Origin of the sequence: Niallia oryzisoli (assembly GCF_043641075.1) — a bacterium.
Lineage (GTDB): Bacteria > Bacillota > Bacilli > Bacillales > Cytobacillaceae > Bacillus_BD > Bacillus_BD oryzisoli_A.
This window is the reverse complement of the sequence record NZ_JBHZRC010000015.1, coordinates 55,977-80,873: the sequence shown is the minus strand read 5'-3', so window position 1 is coordinate 80,873 and position 24,897 is coordinate 55,977. Positions and strand designations below refer to the sequence as shown.

The following is a 24,897-nucleotide window of genomic DNA, read 5'->3' as shown; positions in this document are numbered from 1 at the left end:
CTCCATACAAAAACCCTAATACCATACAACTTTCTTCTATTAATATAATGAATAGACAATCAATCCCCATCCTCTCATTTTTATATTGAGCCTCACCATACTATACAAATATTAGTATTATTTTTATCTAATCCACACAAAATATATAGAAATTCTGATTCCTTCTATATAATATGAGTCCCATCATCTTTATTACTATAATAATTTGAATGTATTCAACCTTTTACAGGCTTAACGTAAAAAGTTGGGAATGCTGAAAGAGAATGTAAATCATGCTATACTAATGCAAGAAACTGGATTGATTTGCGAGGAGAGAAGTGTATGCTTGGTTACTTTAAAAAGCTAGTAGGCGATAAGCAGGATAAAAAACTCAGTTCCTTCTATAAAAAGGTAGAGCAAATTAACCGGCTTGAGCCGGAAATGGAAAAGCTAACAGATGATGAGCTAAAAGCAAAAACAGCTTATTTCAAAGAACAAATTGCTAATGGGCAATCTGTATTAGATATTCAAGTTGAAGCCTTTGCTGTTGTACGTGAAGCGGCAAAACGTGTTGTCGGTATGCGCCACTTTGATGTTCAGCTGATTGGCGGAATGGTGTTAACAGAAGGCAGCATTGCCGAAATGCCGACAGGTGAAGGTAAAACACTTGTAGCCTCTCTAGCAAGCTATTTACGTGCCCTTGAAGGTAAGGGTGTTCATGTTATTACCGTAAATGATTACCTTGCCAGACGTGACCGTGAGTTGATTGGGGGAATCCATGAGTTTCTCGGTTTAACTGTTGGATTGAATGTACCGATGATGGAGCCTGAAGCCAAAAAATTAGCTTACCAGGCTGATATTACATACGGGGTTGGGAATGAATTTGGCTTTGATCATTTACGAGATCATATGGCATACAGTCCTGAGCAGCGTGTTCAACGGCCTTATCATTTTGCCATTATTGATGAGGCTGACAGTGTGCTAATTGATGAGGCCAAAACTCCTCTGATTATTGCCGGAAAAACAGGTGTCAGCAACGAATTAAGCTACCTGTGCGCCCGCATAATTAAAAACTTTAAGGACGACGAAGACTTTATTTTTGACCCGGAAACAAAGACAACCAATTTTACCGAAGAGGGTATTGCAAAAATTGAACGCGGCTTTGATATCGATAACCTTTATGACCTTGAGCATCAAACACTCTATCATTATGTGATACAGGCATTACGTGCCCATATTATGTTTAAGCGGGATGTCGATTATATTGTAAAAGAAGGAAAGGTTCTTTTGGTTGATGCGTTTACTGGAAGGACGATGGAAGGACGTTCTTTGAGCAACGGACTTCATCAGGCTATTGAAGCGAAGGAAGGCTTGGAGCTGACTGAGGAAAACAAAACACAGGCCTCTATCACGATTCAAAACTATTTCCGGCTTTATCCCGTTCTTTCCGGTATGACGGGTACTGCTAAAACAGAAGAAAAGGAATTTCAGGAAATCTATTCGATGAATGTAGTCCAAATCCCGACCAACAGACCCATTATGCGAAAGGATTTGCCTGATCAGGTATTTGATACCATTGAGCATAAATATCAAGCTGTTGCCAAAAGGGTAAAGGAGTTGAATCAAACTGGCCAGCCTATCCTAATTGGAACGACCTCCATTTTACAGTCTGAAAAGGTAGCCGAGTATTTAAGAGAATTAGATCTTGAAATCGAGATTCTAAACGCGAAAACTGTAGAGCAGGAGGTACAGCTCATCAGCCTTGCCGGACAAAAGGGTCGAATTACCGTTGCAACCAATATGGCCGGACGCGGAACCGATATTATGCTCGGTGAAGGTGTTGCAGAGCTAGGCGGCCTCTATGTGGTAGGAACTGAGCGGAATGAGTCCCGCAGAATCGACAACCAATTGAAGGGACGTTCCGGACGTCAGGGCGATCCAGGGGTTTCAGAATTCTTTATCTCCCTCGAGGATGAGCTCATCCTCCGCTTTGCCAGAGAAGAAGCGGAGAAATTAATGAAGAAAATAAAAGTCGATGCAGATGGCCGAATCACAGGTGATAGGATCATTGAATTTTTTGATCGGACGCAGCGTATTTGCGAAGGCTCAGGCTATTCCATCCGCGAATACAATATTAAACTAGACGATGTCTTAAATATGCAGCGCAGTACGGTCTATGAATTACGTACCCGCATTCTTGAGGGACGTGATTTAGTCCCATTGATTAAATCATCAGTTGAATCCTTCGTTAAAAATGAAATTGAAATCATTTGCTCTGAAGACATTATTCCAGAGAATTGGGAGCTTCAAACACTAATCAGAAATTTATCACAGGTACTGCCAACCACTGACGGGTTAACAGCTATTTCTGAAATGTCAGATAGAAGCCGCATTACCGATTTTGTAACAGCAGAGCTTGAAAGCTATTTTGCAAGACTGGATGAGATTACGGAAAATCCGCAGGTCTTATCAGCGTTCCCACGCTATATCCTTTCTGCTGTTGATCACCATTGGCTGGCACACCTTGAAGCAATGGAACGTCTAAAGGAAGGAATCGGACTACGAAGCTACAGCCAGGAGGACCCAATGCGTCAATACGGCCGTGAAGGCTATGCTTTGTTTACAGAAATGTATCATAAAATTGAAAGAGAAATCGGCCGCCAAACGGCAGGTATTGTACGAGCCATAGATAATCACACGGGGAGGGTATAACAGATGTTCGGTTTTTTCAAACGTGATAAAAATAAAATAGCTAAAGAAGGCGACGATCACACAGTTGATTCCATGGAGCTGTTAGGGGAACAATCAGAATCCACCGGTAAGGAAGTAAAGACAAGTCTTCACTTCCCTCCTGCTGCCAACATCAGTCAGGAAGAAAAATATTATTATCAATTTTTAAATAACGAGCTTCCTTTGTTACTGGAAAATCAAATCTCTCTTTCAGGTATTGAGGTCCATTCTGAGGATGGAAGGGTTTCAGTCAAAGCCTTTATACGCAACAGCCTGCCAAAGGGAATTCGGTTCAAGGAGCCAGTGCCGCTGCTTTTAATTGGACCTAACGGAGAACATCTGGCCCGTCAAACCTTTGATTTATCAACGCTTGGGGAGCTGCCTGCTGAAAGCAGCGTACCGTGGGTTTTTATTTTTGACGATCGTAATGTAAGGGTTAAGGAAATCCCGCAAACAGATTGGAAGCTGGCATTCGAGCTTCAAAAGCCAAAAGCGCCACATGCCCTTGATTTAGAAGAAAGCTGGGAAAAGAGCCTGGCGGACACGGATAAGGAAAAGCTTGCACAGCTCGTAAAAACAATCCAGCCTCCTAAGCCGGGTGAAGTGAACTTTATGGGCATTCAATCTCGTTTGGATGATGATGGGGCACTACATGTTACCCTGCTTATCCGAAACGGAAGCGAAAAGAATGTCAACCTGGAACAGCTGCCTTTGAATGTGGAGGATGCCTCAGGTGATATTATTGCCAAAGGCGGTTTCAAATTTGAGAAACTAGAAATCAAAGCCAACACAAGCAAGCCTTGGACCTTCATCTTCCCGAAGGAATTGGTTTTAAAGGAAGAAATCGATTTGAGTAAATGGAAAGCGTATGTTCCACAGAGTTAACGAGTTAAAGGGGATAAGTATGATTACTTATCCCCTTTTTTATTTTTTCCTGTCAGGATTCAAAACTACCCTTTTATACACAAAACTATATTACTAGTATAATAATACAGGATTACCAACAAATACCTAAAAAAATGGGAGAAAAAACACTTATCATATGATAGGTGTTTTTTCTCCCGGCTACCAACCTTGGTTATTGTATTTATAAAGGAGTCTATCTCACTTACACTTATATATTATCATCCATTCCTAATTATCTCAATTACATTTTTCGCTTTTGAGTGAAATCTGTGGTAATTATTTCATTGCAAATTTCTAATAATTGGTATACCAGAAAATTATTTTTAGTATGTATGCATTTTAACCTATTTTATTTAAAAAAAGAAAGATATTCACAGGATTGCTGACTTTATCCACAACAATTGCTAACATATCCACATACTTTAACAATTTATCCACATTCTATTGTGGATACTAATTTATTCCATGTGAAAAACCACATTGCTGAAATCCTAATCGGACATACTTAATAGATAGAAGAGAAAAAGGACTATTTTTCACCCATTATATCCATTATAATGAAATAATTGGTAATATTGGATGAGGAAGGAATTTGCGATGAGAGCTGAAAGAAAGCGAAAAAAAGGGAAGCGTTGGCTAAAGGTTATTGGGATATTACTTGTACTGCTGATTGCCGGCGGTGGTGCGTATGCATACACGGTCTATCATTCCTTGACAACTGCAGTGGACACGATGCATCAGCCGATTGAAAGAGAGAAATCTGAAAAACGCCCGGAGGTCATTACACTAACAAAAGAGGAGGACCCTGATCCTTTTTCAGTCTTATTGCTGGGTGTTGATGAACGACAAGGGGACAGTGGGCGGTCCGATACCATGATCGTGCTGACGGTTAATCCGGAGACGAAATCCATTAAGATGCTTAGTATCCCGCGCGATACTAGAACGGAAATCATGGGGCGCGGTGTAGAGGATAAAATTAATCATGCTTATGCCTTTGGGCGTGAGGAAATGTCGATGGCAACAGTAGAGCATTTACTCGATATTCCAATTGATTATTATGTTAAGGTCAATATGGAGGGTTTTAAGGATATTGTTAATGCAGTAGGCGGGATACAGGTGACGAATGTTCTTAACTTTACTGAGGAAGGCCATCAATTCAATAAAGGACAGATTGAGTTAAACGGCGAGCAAGCGTTGGCCTTTGTACGGATGAGAAAAGAGGATCCCAATGGGGACTTTGGCCGTCAGGAACGGCAACGGCAGGTTATCCAGGGAATTATCAGCAAAGGAGCAAGCTTAGCCTCTCTCACACGCTTTGATGACATATTTGAGGCCCTGGGGAAGAATGTTCGGACGAACCTAACTTTTACTGAGATGATGGATATCCAAAGTAATTATAAAGAAGCTGCCGGAACCATTGACCAGCTTCAGATCACAGGTGAAAACAAGAAAATAGATGATATATTCTACGTTATCGTACCTGATGAGCAAATTCAAACTGTACAAAATGAGTTAAAAACCCATTTAGAAATGAACAAAATAGGACAAGCTGCTACAGCTCCCGCACAATAATTGGAGCTGCAGAGGCTTGGCCTTTATTTGTTTTAGGGTGTCCATTTTGTACGGATCAGCACTTTAACCGGCTTTTTGGCTTCTTACTGTCCGTATAGCTCCTTATATGCAATGATTTTTAACGCCATCAATTCTTCCTCTGAAAATTCACTTGAGTATTGCTGGATGAGTTCATCCTGTGAGACTTGTCCCGCTTGAGCCTTTTGCGCGATGTCATTTAGCTCCGTAATCCCTACTCGGTCCACAACCACTTTTACTGCTTCCTCCTTTGTATCAAAAGGAAGCTCTTCAGTTGAGGCTTGATTCTCCAAATATTGTTTTGCTTTCGGATTATTTTCTACCTCTTTAATAAACGCTGTAAGCTCAGAGTTACTCTTCACCATTTCTTTAACCTCATCCATTTTTCCTGAGGTCTCCATTTTTTCCGCAGCCTTATCAATTGCATAGTCTATCCCAAATTGATATACCCCAAAACCAATAGCGATTAGGATTACAAGGGGGATCAAAATCCATTTTACAAACTTCATTATTGTACTCCTTTGTTTCTAGTTTGGTTGCCTGTATGCCTTTGTATTATCTGAGCCCATTTTAACACTATTGGATAGTTATGAAAATAAAAACTCCTTTCTCGAAAGCTGAGAGTGTCTTTGCAAGTCAGCTTTTGCAAAAGGAGTTTTTATTGAATTCAATTTATACTAATGCATTATTAGCTTATTTGGTATTGCCAAACACCGTTAGAGTTAAAATAATGGACTTCAGTACCGATTGTCACAGTACCAGTTACCATATAGTCTCCAAGATAATACCATTCACCGTTGTATGCGAACCATCCAGTTTTTAACACTCCATTTTCCTGTGCATAGTATCGAGAATAAGCCTCCCCACCTACCCAACTATTGGTTGCCATGATACCATTTGCGTCAAAATAATATGATTGACCGTCAATAATTTCATAGCCTGCTGCCATCCTAGCAGGAGCATATTCTTTATAAAAATAAGGATATTCCGGAAAAGGCGTCTCATAGGTATCACCTAAGTAATACCATTGACCATTATACGGTAGCCATCCTTCCATTAGGACACCTTTTTCCCCTATGTAATACCAAGACTGACCATATGAAACCCAGCCGGCTCTTGTAACGTTTGCTCCACTAGCGTCGAAGTAATAATATTGCCCATTAATGAGCTGTGCACCTGTTGCCATTCTACCATCCAACAAATAATACCATTGATTATTATACGACAGCCAGCCGTTTAAAAGAGTTCCGTCCCCATTTATGTAATACCAATCATTCATAAATGGGATCCAGCCACTTTTTGTGACTAGTGCACCATCCCTATCAAAAAGGTATACTTTCCCGTCAATAGTTTGAGGTCCAAAAACCATGTATTGAACATCGTTGAAGAAATAATACCATTGACCATTATAAAGCAGCCAGCCCTCCCATAATTCACCGTTCGCTTTTGCATAATACCAAAAGTGACCGTCTGTCGCCCAGCCGTTTGCTGCCATGGCACCTGATCGATTAAAGAAATATCCCTTACCATCGATCGTATAGGCATCGCCTGCTAACATAGCACCATCTACACCAACGTAATACCACGCATTTCCGCTTTCAATCCATTCGTCGGTAACTAGATTTCCATCTTTATCATAGTAAAACCATTTCCCATCCTGCTCCTGCCAGCCTATTACTGGTGTTGTATTTGAGTTTTCATCAACTGCTGTCTGTTCTGTCTCCAATTGCTCCGAAGCTGTATCTGTTAATTTGACATCATCTGAGTTTACCTCTGTCTCTTCAGCAAAGGAAACAGTTGGAACTGTAAGTAGTGCCGCGAATAGTAATGCCGCCAAATATTTTTTCATAATCTGCGCCCCCCACTTCATTTTCTCTATTACTATCTGAAAAATCAATAGATTAGTAGTGAACTTTATAGAGGGCAGCAAAAAAGGAACACCCGTAATATCTAGCATACCACGGGTGTTCCTTTTACTTTTATTGTGCTACAAGCGTACCAATATATTGAACAGATTCCGCAGGGAATGTTCGATATATTTTACTTAGCTTCCATCGATTTTGTTTTTCTATTTTTCCGAAGATGACCATGCCTGGTTCAATGTGTTCGAGGTGTTTGGCATCGACTGAAGCTACGTAGTTTTTGCTGTTAGATGCCAGGAGCTCCAAGTTGACTCCATTTTCACCTGCTGTCGTAACTTCAAACAATCCAATAACTCGATCATCCGCGATTTCCGGACCCGCTTCAATCGTATTGAATAGTGGATCCATTTCATATTCAAGCTCATTCCGGCGCTCTTGGTATGATGCATAGGAATCCATGACCTTCACCGCTGATAGGATGGATGGCTCAAGCTCTTTTATCAGCTTTTTGACTACTGGCGCATGCTTGGTTCCATACTCCAGGTCAATTTTATCAATAAAGCTTTTCAAAACAGACATGAAGCCCTTTACCTGATTTACGGTTGCGTCCATATTGAAGGCTAAATAATTAAAGGATAGCCACTTTCTCCAGTCGTTTTCGTTTACATCTGACCAAGAGTAGACGATTTTTTGACTTAAAAAGTAACCAATTGTCTGCAGCCCTAGACGATATTTATAATACGTACTCTGGGATTTCCCTGCCCCTTTTTCTCGGAAGCATTCGAGAATATCCTTCACATAGAATTGTTCAGCTTCTTCAAATGGAATGCCGATTTCCTCCATTAGGTCGAGGTCCTCTTTAGTTACAGCAGCATTCGTTAATACCTGCTCTTCGGAAGATGGCACTTCAGCTTCAACCAGGATTTCCGGAACAAGTCTCGTTTCCCGTTCTTCACGAAGTGTTACAAATGGCGACAGCTCGAGACCTAATTTTCTTCTGACTGCGTTATAATCTGGCGACACTTTTATCTGACCTTTTGATTTTTTCATAGTAAAGTAGCTGCCGTATTCATGCTTGCGAAGCCATTGTTCAAGCTCTTCTACTTTTCCTTCAACTGCCATTTGCTCTGGAGACATTCCGTCGAACAACGGCAGCGGCTGGTCTGTTTCATCCAGAATCATCGCTGTCTGGGCCAGTGCTGCAAACTCCTGCGGTACTCCGTTAGACAACATAACGCTGTACAAGGATACTTTTATATCTTGAGGAGCCATCATTTTGTCCACTTTTTCATCAACTAGTTTTACGCCCTGCAGGTTAGATAGGCTATTTTTAAAGGAATCAGCTATGTCAGTAGACAGTGTTGAAAACACAAGCTTTTTGCCAGTGATATCCACACTTCCCTCTACCTCGGCAATCCGAACAGGACCTGATGCGCAGTTGTCCTCGTAAAGATAGATATTTTTCAAAAATGCCCCTTGACCACTGTCACCCTGCCATTCATCCATATAAAAGCCCTCGTCTTCTTGTAGGGCTTGGAATACGGGATCCAAGCTTTGAACATCATAATGAAGCTCTACGCGTGTCACTTCGACCTCTTTTCTCGAAGCCTCCAGATCCTCCAGCAAGGCTTTCAGGATCTCAGGATAGAGTTCAAAGGCCACTTCTAGAGATGAACCGTTCATTTCCTTCATCTTCTGTACAATGAAATCATAGGTATGCTTCACCGATTCTGGATCTACTGAGGTTGCCACACCATTGATATAGTAGCCGCCGTCAAATTCCTCCAGCATACATAAGGTTCCAGCCCATGGTGTGTATTCTGGCATTGTTTCACAGTACGGCATATGGAATCTTTCGTTCGTAAACAAATCCTCGACAATGACACCCTGTTCGTCATAATCAACCTGCTGAATCAGACGAGGAATCATTTTCTCCCATTCAAGAGCCAGTTCCTTTAAATTTTGATCGCGCTGATTTCCGTTCACTTGATTATAGCGTTCAATCCCGCGTAAGCCTTGCTCATCACGACGGAAAAACAAGAGCCAATGCTGGATAAAGGATTCCGGAATATCGACTTCCACACGCTTTTTAAATTCTTTCTCTAAAGCGTTCAGCTCTTTAAAAGAAGAAGGGAAAACCTCATTAACCAAACCCTGTACTAGCTGATATTTTAAATGAAAAAACCGTTCACGCTTAACCTGCCCAATTTCAACTACCTGATTTTTCTTCATACAACACTTTTTATATTTCTTTCCGCTGCCACATGGGCAGAGATCGTTTCTACCTACTTCCACAATAAACACCTCTTACATTTCATACCATTTAGTATACAAGAAAATGCCAGTAAAAAACATGTTATTAATGTAACATATATTATAGTGGTATGTCTCGCGAGGAAAGCCCCCTGCCCTTTTATCGCATTTAGGTTTTCTAAGAGGATTATGTCTTTCATAAGACGGATGATGGACTTTTTACTGATTCGCTATGTGGCTTATGTCCTTCATGAAGCGGACGATGGACTTTTTACTGATTCTCTATGCAGTTTATGTCCTTCATGAAGCGGATGATGGACTTTTTGCCAATTCTCTATGCAGTTTATGTCCTTCATAAAGCGGATGATGGACATTTTACCAATTCTCTATACGGTTTATGTCCTTCATGAAGCAGATGAAGGACTTTTTGCCAATTCTCCACGTGGTTTATGTCCTTCACAAAGCAGATGACGGACATTTTGCCAATTCTCTAGGTGTTTTATGTCCTTCATGAAGCAGATGATGGACATTTTACCAATTCGCTATGCGGTTTATGTCCTTCATGAAGCGGATGAAGGACATTTTACCGATTCGCTAAGCCTTTCAGGTCCTTCATGAAGCGGATGAAGGACATTTTACCGATTCGCTAAGCCTTACAGGTCCTTCATGAAGCGGATGACATGCATATCGCCCCGGCGCTTTAAAGCGCCGGGGGACTGTCCCCCGATGCGTTAATACAGTAACGTGAACTATTATTTTCCTGATTTTTCTCTTTATTTTAAGTAATAAAACTATTTATTGGAAGTCAGTCTTTCATTGAATACTTTTCATCTATTTGATAGAGTTATGAATGGTATTATTATCCTTCCCTCATATCCTCCGTTTAGTAAACTTTCGCATAAAATAATCTATTTGTTTTTTATTATATTACTATAGAAATTATTTTAATTAATATTGGGATTTATTTTGCTAATATGAATATTTACCAACGCTTTGACAAATGTCCACCTCAGAAAGTATTATATTAAAAGAATATAAAGGAGGTTATAAAGTGTCTGGTATAAATAAACAGAAAATTGTGGAAAGCGTTCCGCAAAAAGGCTTCTTTGGACATCCCAAAGGATTATTTACCCTGTTTTTCACCGAGTTTTGGGAGCGTTTCTCTTACTACGGTATGAGAGCCATCCTTGTTTACTATATGTACTATGAGGTATCCAAAGGTGGCTTGGGGATTGAAGAATCGACTGCCCTCGCTATTGTCTCCATCTATGGTTCTCTCGTATACATGTCAGGAATTATCGGTGGCTGGTTAGCTGACCGGATTTTCGGAACACAAAAAGCTATCTTCTTTGGTGGTATTTTGATCATGCTTGGACATATCGCGCTTGCTATTCCAGGCAGTGTAGCATTATTCTTTGTTTCCATGGTATTAATCGTTCTTGGTACAGGACTTCTTAAACCGAACGTATCAAGTGTCGTTGGTGATATTTACGCAACTGGTGATGCACGCCGTGATGCAGGATTCAGTATCTTCTACATGGGTATCAACCTTGGAGCTTTTATTTCCCCATTAATCGTTGGTTCGGTTATGAATACTAGCTTCCATTTAGGATTTAGTTTTGCAGCAATTGGTATGTTCCTTGGTTTAGTTATGTTTGTTTTAACAAAGAAAAAAAATCTTGGTCTTGCTGGTACGTATGTGGCTAACCCGCTTGGTCCGGATGAAAAGAAAAAGGTATTTACTCGATTTGGTATTGGTATTGTTATTCTTGCTATCATCGTGGCGGTTGCTATTCCAGCCGGTTATCTGACAATTGAGAGTTTTATTAACCTTGTCGCTATTCTTGGTATTATCATTCCTACTCTTTATTTCATTGTTATGTATCGCAGTCCAAAAACCTCTGCAGAGGAACGTTCACGCGTTATCGCCTATATTCCATTGTTCATTGCTGCGGTTATGTTCTGGGCTATTCAGGAACAAGGATCAACCATCCTTGCAAGCTTTGCTGATAAGCGTACACAATTAGATTTTGCCGGCATTTCGATTTCACCGGCTTGGTTCCAATCCTTAAACCCACTGTTTATTATCATTTTTGCTCCAGTATTTGCTGGATTATGGGTTAAGCTTGGTAACCGTCAGCCATCTATTCCGAAAAAGTTTGCTTTAGGTTTATTATTCGCTGGACTTTCATTCGTGGTCATTCTATTACCTGCATCCCTTGGCGGATCAGATTCATTAGTAAGTCCATTATGGCTTGTATTAAGTTATTTCATTGTTGTACTTGGAGAATTATGTTTATCTCCGGTTGGTCTTTCAGCTACAACAAAGCTAGCACCAGCAGCGTTCTCTGCTCAAACAATGAGCTTATGGTTCCTTGCAAGTGCTGCTGCACAAGCCCTTAACGCACAACTAGTTAAATTCTACTCACCTGCAACAGAAATGGTTTACTTTGGTGCAATTGGTGGGGCTTCTATCGTTCTAAGTCTTATCCTTTTTGCCATTTCACCTAAGATCCAAAGCTTGATGAAGGGTGTAAAATAAGAATTGTTTCAATATTTAACCTGCTTCGGATTGATCGAAGCAGGTTTTTTGTGCTTTAACGCGGTAGGGGCAGTCCCCCATCACGTTAAAGCGCCGGGGGACTGACCCCCGGCGCTTTAACGCATAACATTATTTTGGGAACATAGATATTAATCATGTGAATAAATTGCTGAGATTATTTCAACCTTGCAACAAGAATGAAATTTTACTGAAGATTCGGTTAAAAATCCTTGAATGCGTTGCGACTACATTATATTATTGTAAGATATAAAAAATTATTTCTACTTATTAAGACGTACTCGTTGTCACTAGGATGTGAACACTATGATTATTGATAAAATCATAGTAAGAACCATTTTCTTTTTCACATTCAATACAATATGAAAATAATCTATAGTAGAGCTTTATATCACCAAAAGTAATTTTTTAAAATAAATGGAGGAATCATACCTCCTATCAAAAAGGGAGATGTAGCACCGTGAAACAAGCATTGAAGCAGATCGAAACCGACATTTTTGCTGTGTTTGACCATCTCCACTGTCATGCAGAGATTAGTTGGGAAGAGGTTCAAACCACTAAATTTATAAAAGAACAGCTGGAGAAGGAGGGGTTTCATACCCAAACCTTTGATGATTGTACTGGAGTTGTTGGTGAAATCGGGGAAGGGGATTTTACCGTTGCCATTCGTGCCGATATGGATGCGCTGTGGCAGGAAAAGGACGGAAAATGGCAGGCAGTTCATTCCTGCGGTCATGATTCGCATTCCACGATGGCACTCGGTGTCGTAAAATTATTTAATCAAATGGGTTATAAGCCGCCGGGTAAGCTGAAGGTTATTTTTCAACCCGCTGAGGAAAAAGGCTCGGGCGCTTTAAAAATGCTCGAGAAAAAGGTACTGGATGACGTGGACTTCCTCTATGGCGTCCATCTTCGCCCCATCCAGGAGCTGCGCAGCGGCTATGCCTCCCCTGCCATCTGCCACGGCGCTTCACAGTCTGTGACGGGTGAAATTAAAGGGGTTTCGGCACATGGTGCGCGACCGCATCTCGGAATTAACGCGATTGAGGTTGGAAGCAGCCTGATTCAGGAAATCAGCAAAATCCATGTCGATCCTCAGGTACCTGCATCGATTAAAATGACAGCGTTTCATGCGGGTGGACCGAATGGGAACGTCATCCCGGATCGTGCTGAGTTTGCGCTCGATTTGCGGGCCCAAAACAACGATGTGATGAATGAATTAGAATATAAACTGACGCAAATTGCGGAAGGACTTTCTGCTATCTATGACACAGATATTAAATTAAAATCGGAAATCAAGCTGCCAGCAGCGCAGGTTGATCCAGAAGCACAGGAGATTATGGAACGTGCCATCATTGAAGTAATGGGACAAGAATGCTGCGCACCGCCCGTCGTTACATCGGGTGGTGAGGATTTCCACTTCTATTCGCTCATGAAGGAAGATTTGAAGACAACGATGCTTGGACTCGGTTGTGACTTAAAGCCAGGGCTGCATCACCCAGATATGACGTTTAATAGAGAAGATATTTTAAATGGGGTTCTGATTCTCGCTGCAACTGTGATGAAAACGTTTGAACGCGGGAAGAAATAGGGTATGATTTTTACGGGTGGACTGTAGGTAAAATCTGCATTTGGAGAACATGCCCGCCTAAGAATTGTTTTACCATGGAGGCAAAGTATGAAGCTGGATCGAGTTGTATTAAGGCATTTACAAATGGAGCAAAAATCGCCGTTCTCAACAAGCTACGGGACGTTTAAGACAAAGGACTTTATTTTGGTCGAGGCAATCGATGAAGACGGCGTCTCCGGCTGGGGAGAAGGTGTTGCATTCAATGTCCCCTGGTATACCGAGGAAACCGTGAAGACAAGCTGGCATATGCTCGAGGATTTCCTGCTGCCGCTCTCCTTCGAATCGCCTTTCGAACACCCGGATGACCTAAATAAACGCTTTTCTTTTATCCGAAAAAATAATATGGCAAAGGCCGCCATTGAAGGTGCCGTTTGGGACCTTTATGCAAAAAGAAAAGGAATTTCATTGAGTCGCGCACTAGGCGGGGAAAAGAAAACCATCGAGGTCGGTGTAGCGATTGGGATTCAAAAGACAACCGATGAACTGCTGCGAATCATTGATAAGTATGTGGCAGAAGGGTACCGCCGGATGAAGGTGAAAATTAAACCCGGGTTGGATGTGAAGCTGATTGCCTCCATCCGAAAGCATTTTCCTACGTTGCCATTGATGGCTGACGCGAACTCCGCTTATTCGCTGGCAGATATCGATTTACTGAAGGAGCTGGATCAGTACAATTTGATGATGATTGAGCAGCCATTGGGGTCAGACGATATTATTGATCATGCCGAGCTCCAATCGCAGATACAGACACCGATTTGTTTGGACGAGAGTATTCTTTCTGTGGAGGATACCCGTAAGGCGCTTGCACTCGGAAGCTGCAAAGTAGTCAATGTTAAAATTGGACGCGTTGGCGGCTTGTCTGAGGCGGTAAAGATTCATGATTTGTGTAAGGCTCAAGGTGTTCCAATTTGGTGTGGAGGAATGCTGGAAGCTGGCGTGGGACGAGCGCATAATATCGCGATAACGTCACTGGATAATTTTACGCTGCCAGGCGATACGGCTGGTTCCTCACATTATTGGGAACGTGACATCATTGATCCGGAGGTTGTGGTGAAGGATGGTTTGATTACTGTGCCTGATGGGCCGGGGATTGGGTATGAGGTGAACCGAAGGATGGTTGATTATTATACGGTTGAGACGAAGACTTATCGAGGACGGTAGTAGTGGGGTTTTTTCGGAAAATAGGTATCTTGGTTTGTTGTGAAAATGAGCTAGTATTGCGGACAAAAATTCCCGGTTTTGATTGGGAATTTTTTTGTGTCGTGTGGATGGGAATATTCTTTAGTTACGGGAATTCTGGTGAAGAGCTTTTTGATTACCTTTTTTCAGATTTGGTTGTTGTTTTGGGCATTAGATGGGTGGCTTGATTCCCTTTTCTCTTGTGCGATAGCTGGTTCGGGCATCAGTTTATATGCAAGGTTCCCTATACCCCCTATAATTCCCACTAGCCCTTTTCTCACCTCATCACGAGCACTATCAAACCTCGATAATTCCCGCTAACGGCTTTCCTACCGCATCACGAGCACTATCAAACCTCGATAATTCCCGCTAACGCTTTTCTCACCTAATCACGGGCACTATCAAACCTCGATAATTCCCGCTAACTCTTTTCTTACCTCATCACGGGCACTATCAAACCTCGATAATTCCCGCTAACGCTTTTCTCACCTCATCACGGGCACTATCAAACCTCGATAATTCCCGCTAACTCTTTTCTTACCTCATCACAGGCACTATCAAACCTCGATAATTCCCGCTAACGGCTTTCCTACCTCATCACGGGCACTATCAAACCTCGATAATTCCCGCTAACGGCTTTCCTACCTCATCACGGGCACTATCAAACTCCGATAATTCCCGCTAACGCTTTTCTCACCTCATCACGGGCACTATCAAACCTCGATAATGCCACCAAGCCTTTATTATCTCTACTCATGGGCATTGTACAGGCCATGTGTGATAATTTAATCTAAATACTATTCCAAGGTTCATTCAAAAAGCACCCGCAAAAATACGGATGCTCTGATAACAAAAGAGTCAGACTCTTATTTGACTATTCATCTGTTATTTATTGTTTAATACCTCAACATAATCCCTTCGCAGCAGTTCATTTCTATCTGCTACATGAACATCCTTGTTAAGCCTTTCATAGAAGAATTTTCTTATATCCTCAGATGTGGCAGGGTCATTGCTTTGTGATAGGGTATCCAGCATCCCATACTTCGAATAAGCCGCATAATACGGATGCTTCTTCATATTATTTTGGAAGTTTCTATCCAATACTCCCTCTTTATATACATCAGCCAGCTCTTTTTTTGTCAGGCTCATCATGACCATTTCACCCTTTGTTAAGGTTCTCTCCGGATGGAAGGTATTATTTCTATAGCCTATGATATAGCCTGCTTGATCTAATTCAATCAGTCCTGGTAAATATTCTGCATCTGTATCAATGTCCTCAAATGGTGATAATTTTAGCAAATCACTGACTGTAATCACCTGATAGCCCTCATTGGTTAACAGTTCAAGATGCTTCGGCAATGCATGTCCTACCGGTGTCATAATCGACATATTGTATCCATCTTTTTGAAAGATTATTTGCCCATTGAGTGAATCAGATGACTCCCGTAGTGCATTTTCCAATGGCTTGACCATTTTATCAATATCCGCTTGATAATTTCCTTCGGTCGGCAGCCAGCCGCCTCCGTCAAAGCTTGCTGCAAGGTATTGGTATTGCATCATCGCATAGGCATCATATGAATTATAACCATCCGGAATAGTATCAATATAGTGCGGCGGCCTTGATAGCTTTAATTGATAGTTAAATTCATCTTGAAGATATTGATGCAGGTTATTCAAATCATTATATACATCAGAAATAGATTTCATATGGCTTCTGCTGCCATAGACAATTTTATTAGGACCAAATAATACATGATTATGTCCATGATTCGATAGCTCATGACCATTTTCGATCAGAGATTGGATTAATTCTCTTTGGTTCTTTGCCCCTGCATGCTTGTCCTCATTAAATTTGGGATAATGATCGTGTTTTTGCCCGCCCCAGGTCGGCGAGTGAAGCTTGCCAATTTTATCGGGATAGTTGTTCTCCGTTGTTCCAATGACGTTAAAGGTTCCTTTGGCATGATATTTACCTAGAATTTCGATTAATAAGGCAGTCAAGCTGTGATTGCTTTGGTACTCTTCATTAATCGGGTTTGGCGGTAAATTCATTGGTCCGTCATCAAAGGTCATGGCTACATAACGCCCATTTTTTATCGGCGCTACTCTTTCAATTCGTCTAACAGCTGATAAATATCTCCCCGCTGCATCTTTTCTCCTCTGTTTAATTTTCTTATTGATCTTCCTTGCATATTCGTATAGCTTCAAAGCTGTTTCCTCCCAATGCTATCTTGAAATCTATAAATATCCCTAAAATCATTTTGATCACTTGCTTCATTTTATGCTTAATCCCTTTTCCCCTGTTTCGGGTTAGCTTGTTCCAGGCAATCAGCTTATAGGATGACCGTTTTAAGTATAAGGTTTTGTCCCCGAGTAATAGCTCCTTAATATCCCATTGTGAGGAATCCGGGACATCCACCTCCATATACGTGCTTTCCAGCTCTTTAATTGTGTGTGCATCGCATCCGGCAATAACAGAGGGATTATATTTCGCTCGTATCCGTTTGTTTAGTTCATTAGATTTCTTTATGGCAAAGCTTGATTCTACCCGCGCATTAATCAGTTCAATTCCATCAAGCTTCTCTACGAAATCAAAATTAATTTTTGCTCTTGATTGAACGGGATGAGCTAAAAATAATAATCCATTTTGTTCCCGTACTTTTTTGACTAAATCATCAAAATCGTATTTTTTTCCTTTTTTCATACAGTTTTTTTCCACAGTATCATCTATGTTAATGGCCAGAATATGACCCATTTCCGTACCAAATTCGGCCCCGATGATGACATCTATTCTGCCCTGAGCCACTTTCAATGCTTCATAAGCGCCTTTGGTTGTATCATGGTCCGTTACTATAATCAAATCATACTTTAATTCAATTGCCTTCTCAACGATATCCTCTACCCTTGAAACGCAATCCTCTGAATGATATGTATGAATATGTGAGCATATCTTCATTTCTCTATCTCTCCATTATTTCAATGTACGAAGGTATCTAAAAAAAGGTGCCGGGTTCGAAAATTTCAAAATACCCTCTTTGCTCATCATAACCTTAGGTATGCTTTCGATAGCCGTTTTAAGATTTCCCTTTTTTACATGCATGAGAATTGATATCCAGCATTGCGGGAAGTAACTCATGAATTTATCCTTTTTGTAAAAACTCTGTGTCTCATTAATGGTCTTTTGATTGTTATTTAATGTTTCAATCAGATTTGAAAAAAGATCTGACTCCGCAACAAATAATAGTGGCAGACTTCCCCAAAAGCGTGGATTGATTTCGATTAAGGTATCCCCTTTGAACTCCACCATCGCTAGTCCTTGCCACTTAAGCTCCTTTAGTAATTTGCTTGCGTAATGAACCAATTGTTCATTATACGTGCTTTTACATAGCGCTGAAGGCCCGCCGGCTATCGGATATTCCAGCAGTCTCTCATGGACGATGTAATCAATTAAATTCGAATCATAATCGAATAGCATGGACACGCCATATCCATTTCCCTCCACATATTCCTGCATGATGATGTTATCTTTATAGTCCGCGAATTTCTTCATTGCTTCTTGATATTGCTGCTCATTTTTCACGATTCGATAACGATCCACCGGCTTTAAACTGATTCCTTCAGATGTATTTAATTTAATCACCATTGGATATTTAGGAGACTGCAGCTCTTTTGGAATTTTTACTCCCAGCTGTTCGGCTAATTCCAATAACCTTCTCTTATCAGTCGCAGCATCTATCGCCTCATCCGTCGGAATAATATATTTTATATTTGGCTTTATTTTATTCACGACTTCGATTATTTGCGGATTCCCGATAATCAGATAATCATCAGATGAATAGCTGTCGATTATTTTTGTAAACTCTTCCTCTAGGTTATCTTTTGATATATAATGCGTTTCAGCTATATATTTTTTACTTAAAGGCTTGGATCCTTTAAAACAAATGCCATCAATTTCATAACCACTTTTGTGATAGTAGTTAACGATAGGTATGGTCATCCGCTTATCCAAGCTGTCTAATACTATCCTCGCCATACGGTCCTCCCTTGTATTTCTCCCTGCAACTATAAAAAACGCTATTATGTAACGTCTACTTTAAACGAAAAAAATAATAGTAAGCGATTTGCAAGCTCGCCTGTAAAATTGTATCACAAATCATGATATAGGAGGAAATTTACCATTAAATTAAGACCTATAACAAAGGTCTGACGGATTCACTTGTGTAGTGCAAAAAGTGAAAAAGCATGGTAATCCGTAAAGGAATTCGCCATGCATTTTATAGTTTTTTAATACTTGTCCTTAAAATCAAGACTCAGCTTCTTCATTGTCGGTTTCCGTGGAGTATAAAAATTCATAGGCGGAGAATTTCCGGTTAATGTATATGATGTAGGATCGAGGAGTAGATATAAGCGGAGGTATTCCGTTTAACTGCTTTAAAATAAGAAAAAATCCAAAGATTTGGATACATACTCGGAAAAACTCCTCTTATTTTTAGGGAAATAAGGGTATTTCCCCATTTAAACGGAATTTTGCCGTTTATTTTTTAACCATCCTTTGTGTCTAATCTTAGAAATATAATCAAGTAATTTTTTCATCTGCTTCTGCTCCCTCACTACTTGATGAAGGTTTAAAAATAACATATTTGCTGGCAAAATAATTAAATACAACTACCATAACGTTTGCTGCTATTTTTGCTAGTAAGCTGTCTATCTTTACAAAATCAATCAGTATAATCATAGAAGCGATGTCTAATACATAGGACAGCCCGCGGAAAAATAAAAACGAAATAAATTCACGAAAGACAGATTTCCCGCCGATATTTTTACTAGAAAAGACATATAGCTTGTTGGTCACAAAGGCAAAAATAACGGATAGAACCCATGCGATAGTTGTGGCTAATTTGTAATCCAGCCCCAGTACTTTATCAAAAACAGCAAAACTGGCTATATTCACAATTGTGGTTAACACACCAAACAATAAATAATTGAATAGTTCATTCTTATTTTTCATTGAAGCTCCTGCCTTAATGCTTGACATATGATTTCAATTCAACGGACTCATTATGATTATTTCGTGCTTTTTCATTATTGTACTCGTCGACAAAGTAAAGCGGACGTTTTTTTGTTTCATTGAAGATTCTTCCTAGGTACTCTCCAATAATCCCAAGGGATATAAGCTGAATTCCTCCTAAAAATAAAATAATGGTCATTAACGAAGGATATCCTGCCACCGGTTCCCCGAAAAGCAGTGTTTTGGCAATAATCCAGACCATATAAATAAAGGCAAAAAAGGAAATTCCACAGCCAATCATGGCTGACAATCGTAAGGGAGCTGTCGTAAAAGAGGTAATCCCTTCAATGGCCAGGTCTGTTAATTTCATATAATTCCATTTTGTTTCACCTGCTGCTCTCGGGTCACGATCAAACAGAATTTCCTTTTTATTGTAGCCAATCCAGCTGAACATGCCCTTTGTGTACCTTTGAGCTTCCCTTAGCTGCTTAAGAGCTTCCACACAGCGCCTGTCAAGCAAACGAAAGTCACCTGTGTTTTCTTGAATGGGGATTCTGGTTATTTTTTGAAGCACTTTATAATAAACCGAGGATGTCCATTTTTTCAACCACGTCTCACCGGAACGTGATTTTCTTTTTGCATATACATCGTCAAATCCCTGTTCCCAATAATTAATCATTTCCGGAATTAATTCCGGTGGATCCTGTAAATCTGCATCTATAATAACCACAGCATCCCCTTTGGCATAATCTAAGCCCGCTATCATAGCGATTTCTTTGCCAAAATTACGTGATAAATCGACATAGGAAATTCTGCTGTCCTTCAATCGCATACTTTTAATATTGGATAGTGTGTTGTCACGGCTTCCATCATTCACAAATAATAGTTCAAAATGATAGGAGGTGACTCCCTCTATGACGGATGTTAACCGATCATATAATTGGTACAGAACCTCTTCTTCATTATAGGCGGGTACTAAAATTGTTACAGTTTTCATTGATCATTTGACTCCTTTGTTGCTAGCATCTCATTATTTTCCATAATTCAGACAACTGCTTTAAGTCTACAATTTCTCATTGATATTTAATATAGAACTAAAGTGACAAATTAATCCTATCTATACATAGTAAAATGATAAGAGTGTTCTAAAAGGACTGGGGAATTTCCGGTATACTCTGTTAGGAAGGTGTTTCCAAAGCAAAAAAGCACCCATATGATACGGATGCTTACATCTTTTCCTTTATCCACCATGATGACATTCAAGCAAAGGCCCTATCATTAGCCCTCAATTCAGCATATGCCGCTTCATCTGCAATCACCGTAACGGCAGGATGTTTTTTCAAAACAGAAGCTGGAAAATATTCATCCACTTCATTTTCCCATAGCTTTAGCAGCGCCTTACTTTTGCTCTCACCTGAGACAAGTAACAGAATTTCTTTGCTTTGCATAATTGTAGAAATCCCCATTGTTACTGCTCGCGTCGGAACCTCTTCCATGCTCTCGAAATATCTTGAATTGGCTCTTATCGTAGAAGGAGCCAGTTTAACGATGTGGGTCTTAGAGTCAAAGCTAGTACCTGGCTCATTGAAGCCGATATGTCCGTTGTTCCCAATCCCAAGGATTTGAAGATCAACCCTGCCATGTTTAGTAAGAACCGTCTCGTAATCCTCACACTCTTTTTGAATATCTGGCGCATCTCCGCTAGGAATATGGACGTTTTTCTTTTTAATATCAATATGATTGAAAAACACATCATTCATATAGTAATGATAGCTATTTTCATTTGTAGCCGATAATCCAACATATTCATCAAGATTAAAGCTTTTCACATTTTGATAGGAGGTACCATTCCTTTTGTGATCCTCAATTAGGAATTTATACGTTCCAATCGGCGTGCCGCCTGTTGCAAGCCCCAGCTTCATGTTTGGATTTTGAAGCAACTTTTCAATTACATATTCTGCTGCTTGTTTACTCATCTCCTGATAATCCTTTACAAGAATCAGTTTCATTTTCCTTTTCCTCCTTTTTAAAAACGGACGTTTTTGTTCGATCAAATAAATCGTTTTGTAGTTGGATACTGGTTCCTTCACGGTATGGAAGCACAAGAACCGTCCCCATGCTTCCTAAAAAAACCCTAACATGAGGTTAGGGTTTTTTGGGAGTTTCTTTAAGGGTTGGGTCCCCAACTTTGGCTGCGGTGAGCAATTTTATTATTCTAGTGATTTAAGCTTCTTCTAGAAAATCTAGATCTAGGTCATCTTCTGTAATGACTTTGGTCGATTTATTCTTTGCTTCTTCCTCTTCTTTGGCAAGCACTGATTTTTCATAGAGCTTGAAGAATGGATAGTACATTAAGATCGCAAGTCCCATGATGACTGGAACTAGTAGGAAGACGCGCCAGTCTAAGGTAACTAGGTATTGGGCGATTGGTGTCGGCATACCACCTACGGCTGCGATTGGTGCACGTACCCAGCCCATCTCGAATACCCAGTAGGTGAATAACCCTAGGCATGGTGTACCTAATACAAACGGAATGAATAAGTATGGGTTATATACCACAGGCAATCCGTATACAACCGGCTCTGAGATGTTGAAAATGGCTGGAACAATTGATGCTTTACCCGCTGATCTTAGTGTTTTTGCTTTACTGAATAAAGCAAGAATTGCGATGGCACCTACTACCCCTGATCCTGTACATGCTAGGAAGTAGCCCCACCAGTTTTCTGTAAAAATAAACTCAGGTGTTTGACCTGCAGAAAATGCTGCTGCGTTTGCTGCAAGGTATTGTGTCATAAACGGTAAGGTAAACCCTACTAAAATAGCATATCCGTTTAAGCCTAAGAACCAAAAAATCATTTCCGCAAGTGATACCAGGAATACTCCCCATGGAGAGTCGATACTGTTAACTGCCGGTGCAAACATCGTTGTGAATGCTTCAGGAAGGTTTTGACCATCAGCTACTGAAATCACAATGGTATTGATTGCTACAGAGATTATGATAATAATGAATAAAGGCAGTATCGATTCGAAGGTTTTACCAATCATATCAGGCAATCCTTTAATACGAATCGTTACTTTTTTCTCTACTAAAAACTTCATTAATTCAACAGATAAAATCGAAGCAAAAATAGCAATAAACAAACCTCTTGAATCTAGAAACGCCATATCGAATTGACCATCAACCACTTTTGCACATAGGATTAGGGTTGCTAATAAACCGCCAATAATGGCGTGAAACGGCGTAATATCGAGCTTTCTGGCATGCGTGTACGAGATGGATACCGCAGCATAGATTGAAAGCAAACCATACGTAAAGGTAAATGGCATATTTAACAGTGTTGCATTATCGACGAAGAAGTTGCGAATGGCTCCGCCTTCTGGGAAGAAGTTCCCGACGCCTCCAATGATTAGTGAAATCGATCCAACCATTAACACGGCCATCAGGCTGATCATTGAATCCTTGATCGTCGAAATATGTCTCTGACTTTCCACTCTGGACGCCAATGGCGCCAGATATTTTTCCAAACCATTAATAAATCCATGCATTTTTGCAGACATTTGGACACACTCCTTTTGAAGTGAAATAAATTGGTTTTAAGCTGTATGATTTAAGGTAAGAAGAATCGCCTGCTTCAGGATATTACCGCCGTTTACAAATCCATAATCCTTCATATCAATAATGCCAATTGGTTTATTATGTTCATCACAGATTTTCTTTAAGCGATCATATTGGTGCTTGATTTGTGGTCCCATCAGCACTACATCGTAATTAGCCAGATACTCTTTGATATCGCCTGCCGGACGTGCATCAATTTTGACATCCGTATTAGCCAAGCTCTTGCTGTTTGCTGCAATGTCCCGCATTTTAGCTACCATAACACCTGTTGAAGCACCTAAGTTACATACAAGCAATACGTGTAATTTTTTTAAATCCATCGTTTTTCATCCCTTTCTTTTTTAAAATGCTCTGTAAAACTAAGTTGTTGATTTTAGTTACAGGCACTTCGCTTTCCGCGGGCGACCGCAGGAGTCTTCGTGCCTTCCACTACAATCAACCTGCTACAAAAACAACATTGTTCTTTAACAAAGCTTTCAAGAAAAACATCATAATTCTTATGCCAAACGTTCACCCTTCAGCTCTTTATACATGCTCATCATTTCTTCCATTAATGTTTTCGTCAGCATGGTATTCATTAAATTATCCTGGGCATGGCCTAGTAGGACAGAGAATTCAACCTTTTTTCCCTGCGCTTCATTTACAAGCAAATTCGTATGTGCATTATGCGCTTGATTTAATAGGTCTGACGCTTCTTCCATTTCTTCATCTGCTTTTTCATAATCACCTGTGCGGCAGACTTTCATCGCCTCCATCATTTTTGAAAATGCCTCCCCAGAGAAGGCGATAATTTGAAAACAGATCTGCTCCATATCCTGATCCATTACTTGCGTATTTTCCTCATTCATCCTTTTCTCCTCCTTACAGGCTTGATGCAGCAGCTTCATCAATCAGCAAAGTACTGTTCTTATGCAGCTTCACAATCGATGCTGGCAGTGACTCGGTAGCTTCACTGTCCACAAGCTGTTTGATAATGTCTGCCTTGTGTTTTCCTGAGGCAATGACGATTAGCCTTTTTGCTTCTAAAAAATAGTTGATGCCAAGGGTAATTCCCTTTTCAAGCGGGGTTTCCTCTGAAAAATACTTTTGCGCGACTTCCTTTGTTTTATCAGTTAATGGGACAATATGTGAGTACGTTTTAAAGCTAGTCCCCGGCTCATTCAATCCGAGATGACCATTCATCCCGATGCCAAGTACAACTAGATCAAGAGGACCATGTTCTTTTAAAAATTGATCCATTTTCTCTAGTTCGTTTTCTAAATCCTCAGCTTTCGCATTAAATTCTACTATCCTTGCATCATCTATCTTTCCTGGCTTATAGAGATGCTCGTTCATATAAAATTGGCAGCTGCCTTCTGTCTCTCTTCCCATTCCGACCCACTCATCAAGCCCGACTAGCTTATAGTGTAAGGATGGAGCTTCTTTTTCTGCAAGAGACTCCGCAATCCATTTAAAAGCACCTAAGGGGGTGTCCCCTGAGGGAAGACAAATCAACTTCTCAGAGGACGACACCATATAGGAAAGAACTTCATCAGCCAAGCACGCCGATAATGCATCATAATCTTTAACAGTTTTAATCTCCAT

At 40.4% G+C, this 24,897-nt stretch carries 19 protein-coding genes; 6 read left to right on the top strand and 13 right to left on the bottom strand.

The genetic code is table 11. The features are described from left to right. Positions 1–321: 321 nt before the first annotated feature. The 3 genes from secA2 (at position 322) to tagU (ending at position 5,187) form a co-directional block, all read left to right on the top strand. The gene (gene secA2, locus ACHUFV_RS24475) at positions 322–2,691 is read left to right on the top strand and encodes an accessory Sec system translocase SecA2 (RefSeq protein ID WP_394238801.1); all 2,370 of its coding nucleotides are present in this window, start codon (positions 322–324) and stop codon (positions 2,689–2,691) included. Positions 2,692–2,694: 3 nt separating this feature from the next. After that, on the top strand, positions 2,695–3,594 hold the full coding sequence (locus tag ACHUFV_RS24470; protein ID WP_394238800.1) for an accessory Sec system S-layer assembly protein: 900 nt from the start codon (positions 2,695–2,697) through the stop codon (positions 3,592–3,594). Between the two features lie 618 nt (positions 3,595–4,212). Then, on the top strand, positions 4,213–5,187 hold the full coding sequence (gene tagU, locus ACHUFV_RS24465; RefSeq protein ID WP_394238797.1) for a polyisoprenyl-teichoic acid--peptidoglycan teichoic acid transferase TagU: 975 nt from the start codon (positions 4,213–4,215) through the stop codon (positions 5,185–5,187). A gap of 83 nt (positions 5,188–5,270) precedes the next feature. Here the strand turns inward: tagU and ACHUFV_RS24460 are convergent, their stop codons facing one another. The 3 genes from ACHUFV_RS24460 to ACHUFV_RS24450 all read right to left on the bottom strand — a co-directional run bounded on the left by ACHUFV_RS24460 (position 5,271) and on the right by ACHUFV_RS24450 (position 9,362). Continuing rightward, a complete protein-coding gene (locus ACHUFV_RS24460; RefSeq protein WP_394238793.1) occupies positions 5,271–5,714 on the bottom strand; it encodes a hypothetical protein in 444 nt (147 codons plus the stop codon). A 179-nt stretch (positions 5,715–5,893) separates the two neighbouring features. Continuing rightward, positions 5,894–7,054, bottom strand: coding sequence for a hypothetical protein (locus ACHUFV_RS24455; RefSeq protein ID WP_394238791.1), 1,161 nt, complete (start codon positions 7,052–7,054; stop codon positions 5,894–5,896). Positions 7,055–7,184: 130 nt separating this feature from the next. Then, a complete protein-coding gene (locus tag ACHUFV_RS24450; RefSeq protein WP_394238789.1) occupies positions 7,185–9,362 on the bottom strand; it encodes an SEC-C metal-binding domain-containing protein in 2,178 nt (725 codons plus the stop codon). A 1,009-nt stretch (positions 9,363–10,371) separates the two neighbouring features. On the opposite strand from ACHUFV_RS24450, the gene ACHUFV_RS24445 reads away from it, so the two are divergent. From ACHUFV_RS24445 to menC, 3 genes are all read left to right on the top strand, one after another. Next, a complete protein-coding gene (locus ACHUFV_RS24445) occupies positions 10,372–11,862 on the top strand; it encodes a peptide MFS transporter (protein WP_394238788.1) in 1,491 nt (496 codons plus the stop codon). 478 nt (positions 11,863–12,340) lie between these two features. Then, complete coding sequence (locus tag ACHUFV_RS24440) at positions 12,341–13,471, top strand: M20 peptidase aminoacylase family protein (RefSeq protein WP_394238786.1); 1,131 nt, start codon at positions 12,341–12,343, stop codon at positions 13,469–13,471. An 87-nt stretch (positions 13,472–13,558) separates the two neighbouring features. Continuing rightward, the gene (menC, locus tag ACHUFV_RS24435) at positions 13,559–14,671 is read left to right on the top strand and encodes an o-succinylbenzoate synthase (RefSeq protein ID WP_394238784.1); all 1,113 of its coding nucleotides are present in this window, start codon (positions 13,559–13,561) and stop codon (positions 14,669–14,671) included. Positions 14,672–15,574: 903 nt separating this feature from the next. Here the strand turns inward: menC and ACHUFV_RS24430 are convergent. The 10 genes from ACHUFV_RS24430 to ACHUFV_RS24385 all read right to left on the bottom strand — a co-directional run bounded on the left by ACHUFV_RS24430 (position 15,575) and on the right by ACHUFV_RS24385 (position 24,897). Further along, entirely contained in the window at positions 15,575–16,897 is a 1,323-nt protein-coding gene (locus ACHUFV_RS24430) for a polysaccharide deacetylase family protein (RefSeq protein ID WP_394238782.1), read from the bottom strand. Further along, positions 16,863–17,645, bottom strand: coding sequence for a PHP domain-containing protein (locus tag ACHUFV_RS24425; RefSeq protein ID WP_394238780.1), 783 nt, complete (start codon positions 17,643–17,645; stop codon positions 16,863–16,865). The genes ACHUFV_RS24430 and ACHUFV_RS24425 overlap by 35 nt, the downstream gene beginning before the upstream one ends. A 15-nt stretch (positions 17,646–17,660) precedes the next feature. After that, a complete protein-coding gene (locus ACHUFV_RS24420; protein ID WP_394238779.1) occupies positions 17,661–18,722 on the bottom strand; it encodes an ATP-grasp domain-containing protein in 1,062 nt (353 codons plus the stop codon). 543 nt (positions 18,723–19,265) lie between these two features. Further along, positions 19,266–19,697 carry a GtrA family protein gene (locus ACHUFV_RS24415; RefSeq protein ID WP_394238777.1) on the bottom strand — a complete coding sequence of 144 codons (432 nt, stop codon included), beginning with the start codon at positions 19,695–19,697 and terminating at the stop codon, positions 19,266–19,268. Positions 19,698–19,710: 13 nt separating this feature from the next. Next, positions 19,711–20,694: a glycosyltransferase family 2 protein gene (locus tag ACHUFV_RS24410; RefSeq protein ID WP_394238775.1), complete on the bottom strand. Its 984-nt coding sequence runs from the start codon at positions 20,692–20,694 to the stop codon at positions 19,711–19,713. 262 nt (positions 20,695–20,956) lie between these two features. Beyond that, complete coding sequence (gene nagB, locus ACHUFV_RS24405; RefSeq protein ID WP_394238773.1) at positions 20,957–21,706, bottom strand: glucosamine-6-phosphate deaminase; 750 nt, start codon at positions 21,704–21,706, stop codon at positions 20,957–20,959. 214 nt (positions 21,707–21,920) lie between these two features. Further along, positions 21,921–23,255, bottom strand: coding sequence for a PTS sugar transporter subunit IIC (locus tag ACHUFV_RS24400; protein WP_394238771.1), 1,335 nt, complete (start codon positions 23,253–23,255; stop codon positions 21,921–21,923). A 36-nt stretch (positions 23,256–23,291) separates the two neighbouring features. Beyond that, a complete protein-coding gene (locus ACHUFV_RS24395; protein WP_394238769.1) occupies positions 23,292–23,633 on the bottom strand; it encodes a PTS sugar transporter subunit IIB in 342 nt (113 codons plus the stop codon). Positions 23,634–23,810: 177 nt separating this feature from the next. Then, the gene (locus ACHUFV_RS24390) at positions 23,811–24,161 is read right to left on the bottom strand and encodes a PTS lactose/cellobiose transporter subunit IIA (RefSeq protein WP_394238767.1); all 351 of its coding nucleotides are present in this window, start codon (positions 24,159–24,161) and stop codon (positions 23,811–23,813) included. Positions 24,162–24,174: 13 nt separating this feature from the next. Continuing rightward, positions 24,175–24,897 carry a 6-phosphogluconolactonase gene (locus ACHUFV_RS24385; RefSeq protein WP_394238765.1) on the bottom strand — a complete coding sequence of 241 codons (723 nt, stop codon included), beginning with the start codon at positions 24,895–24,897 and terminating at the stop codon, positions 24,175–24,177.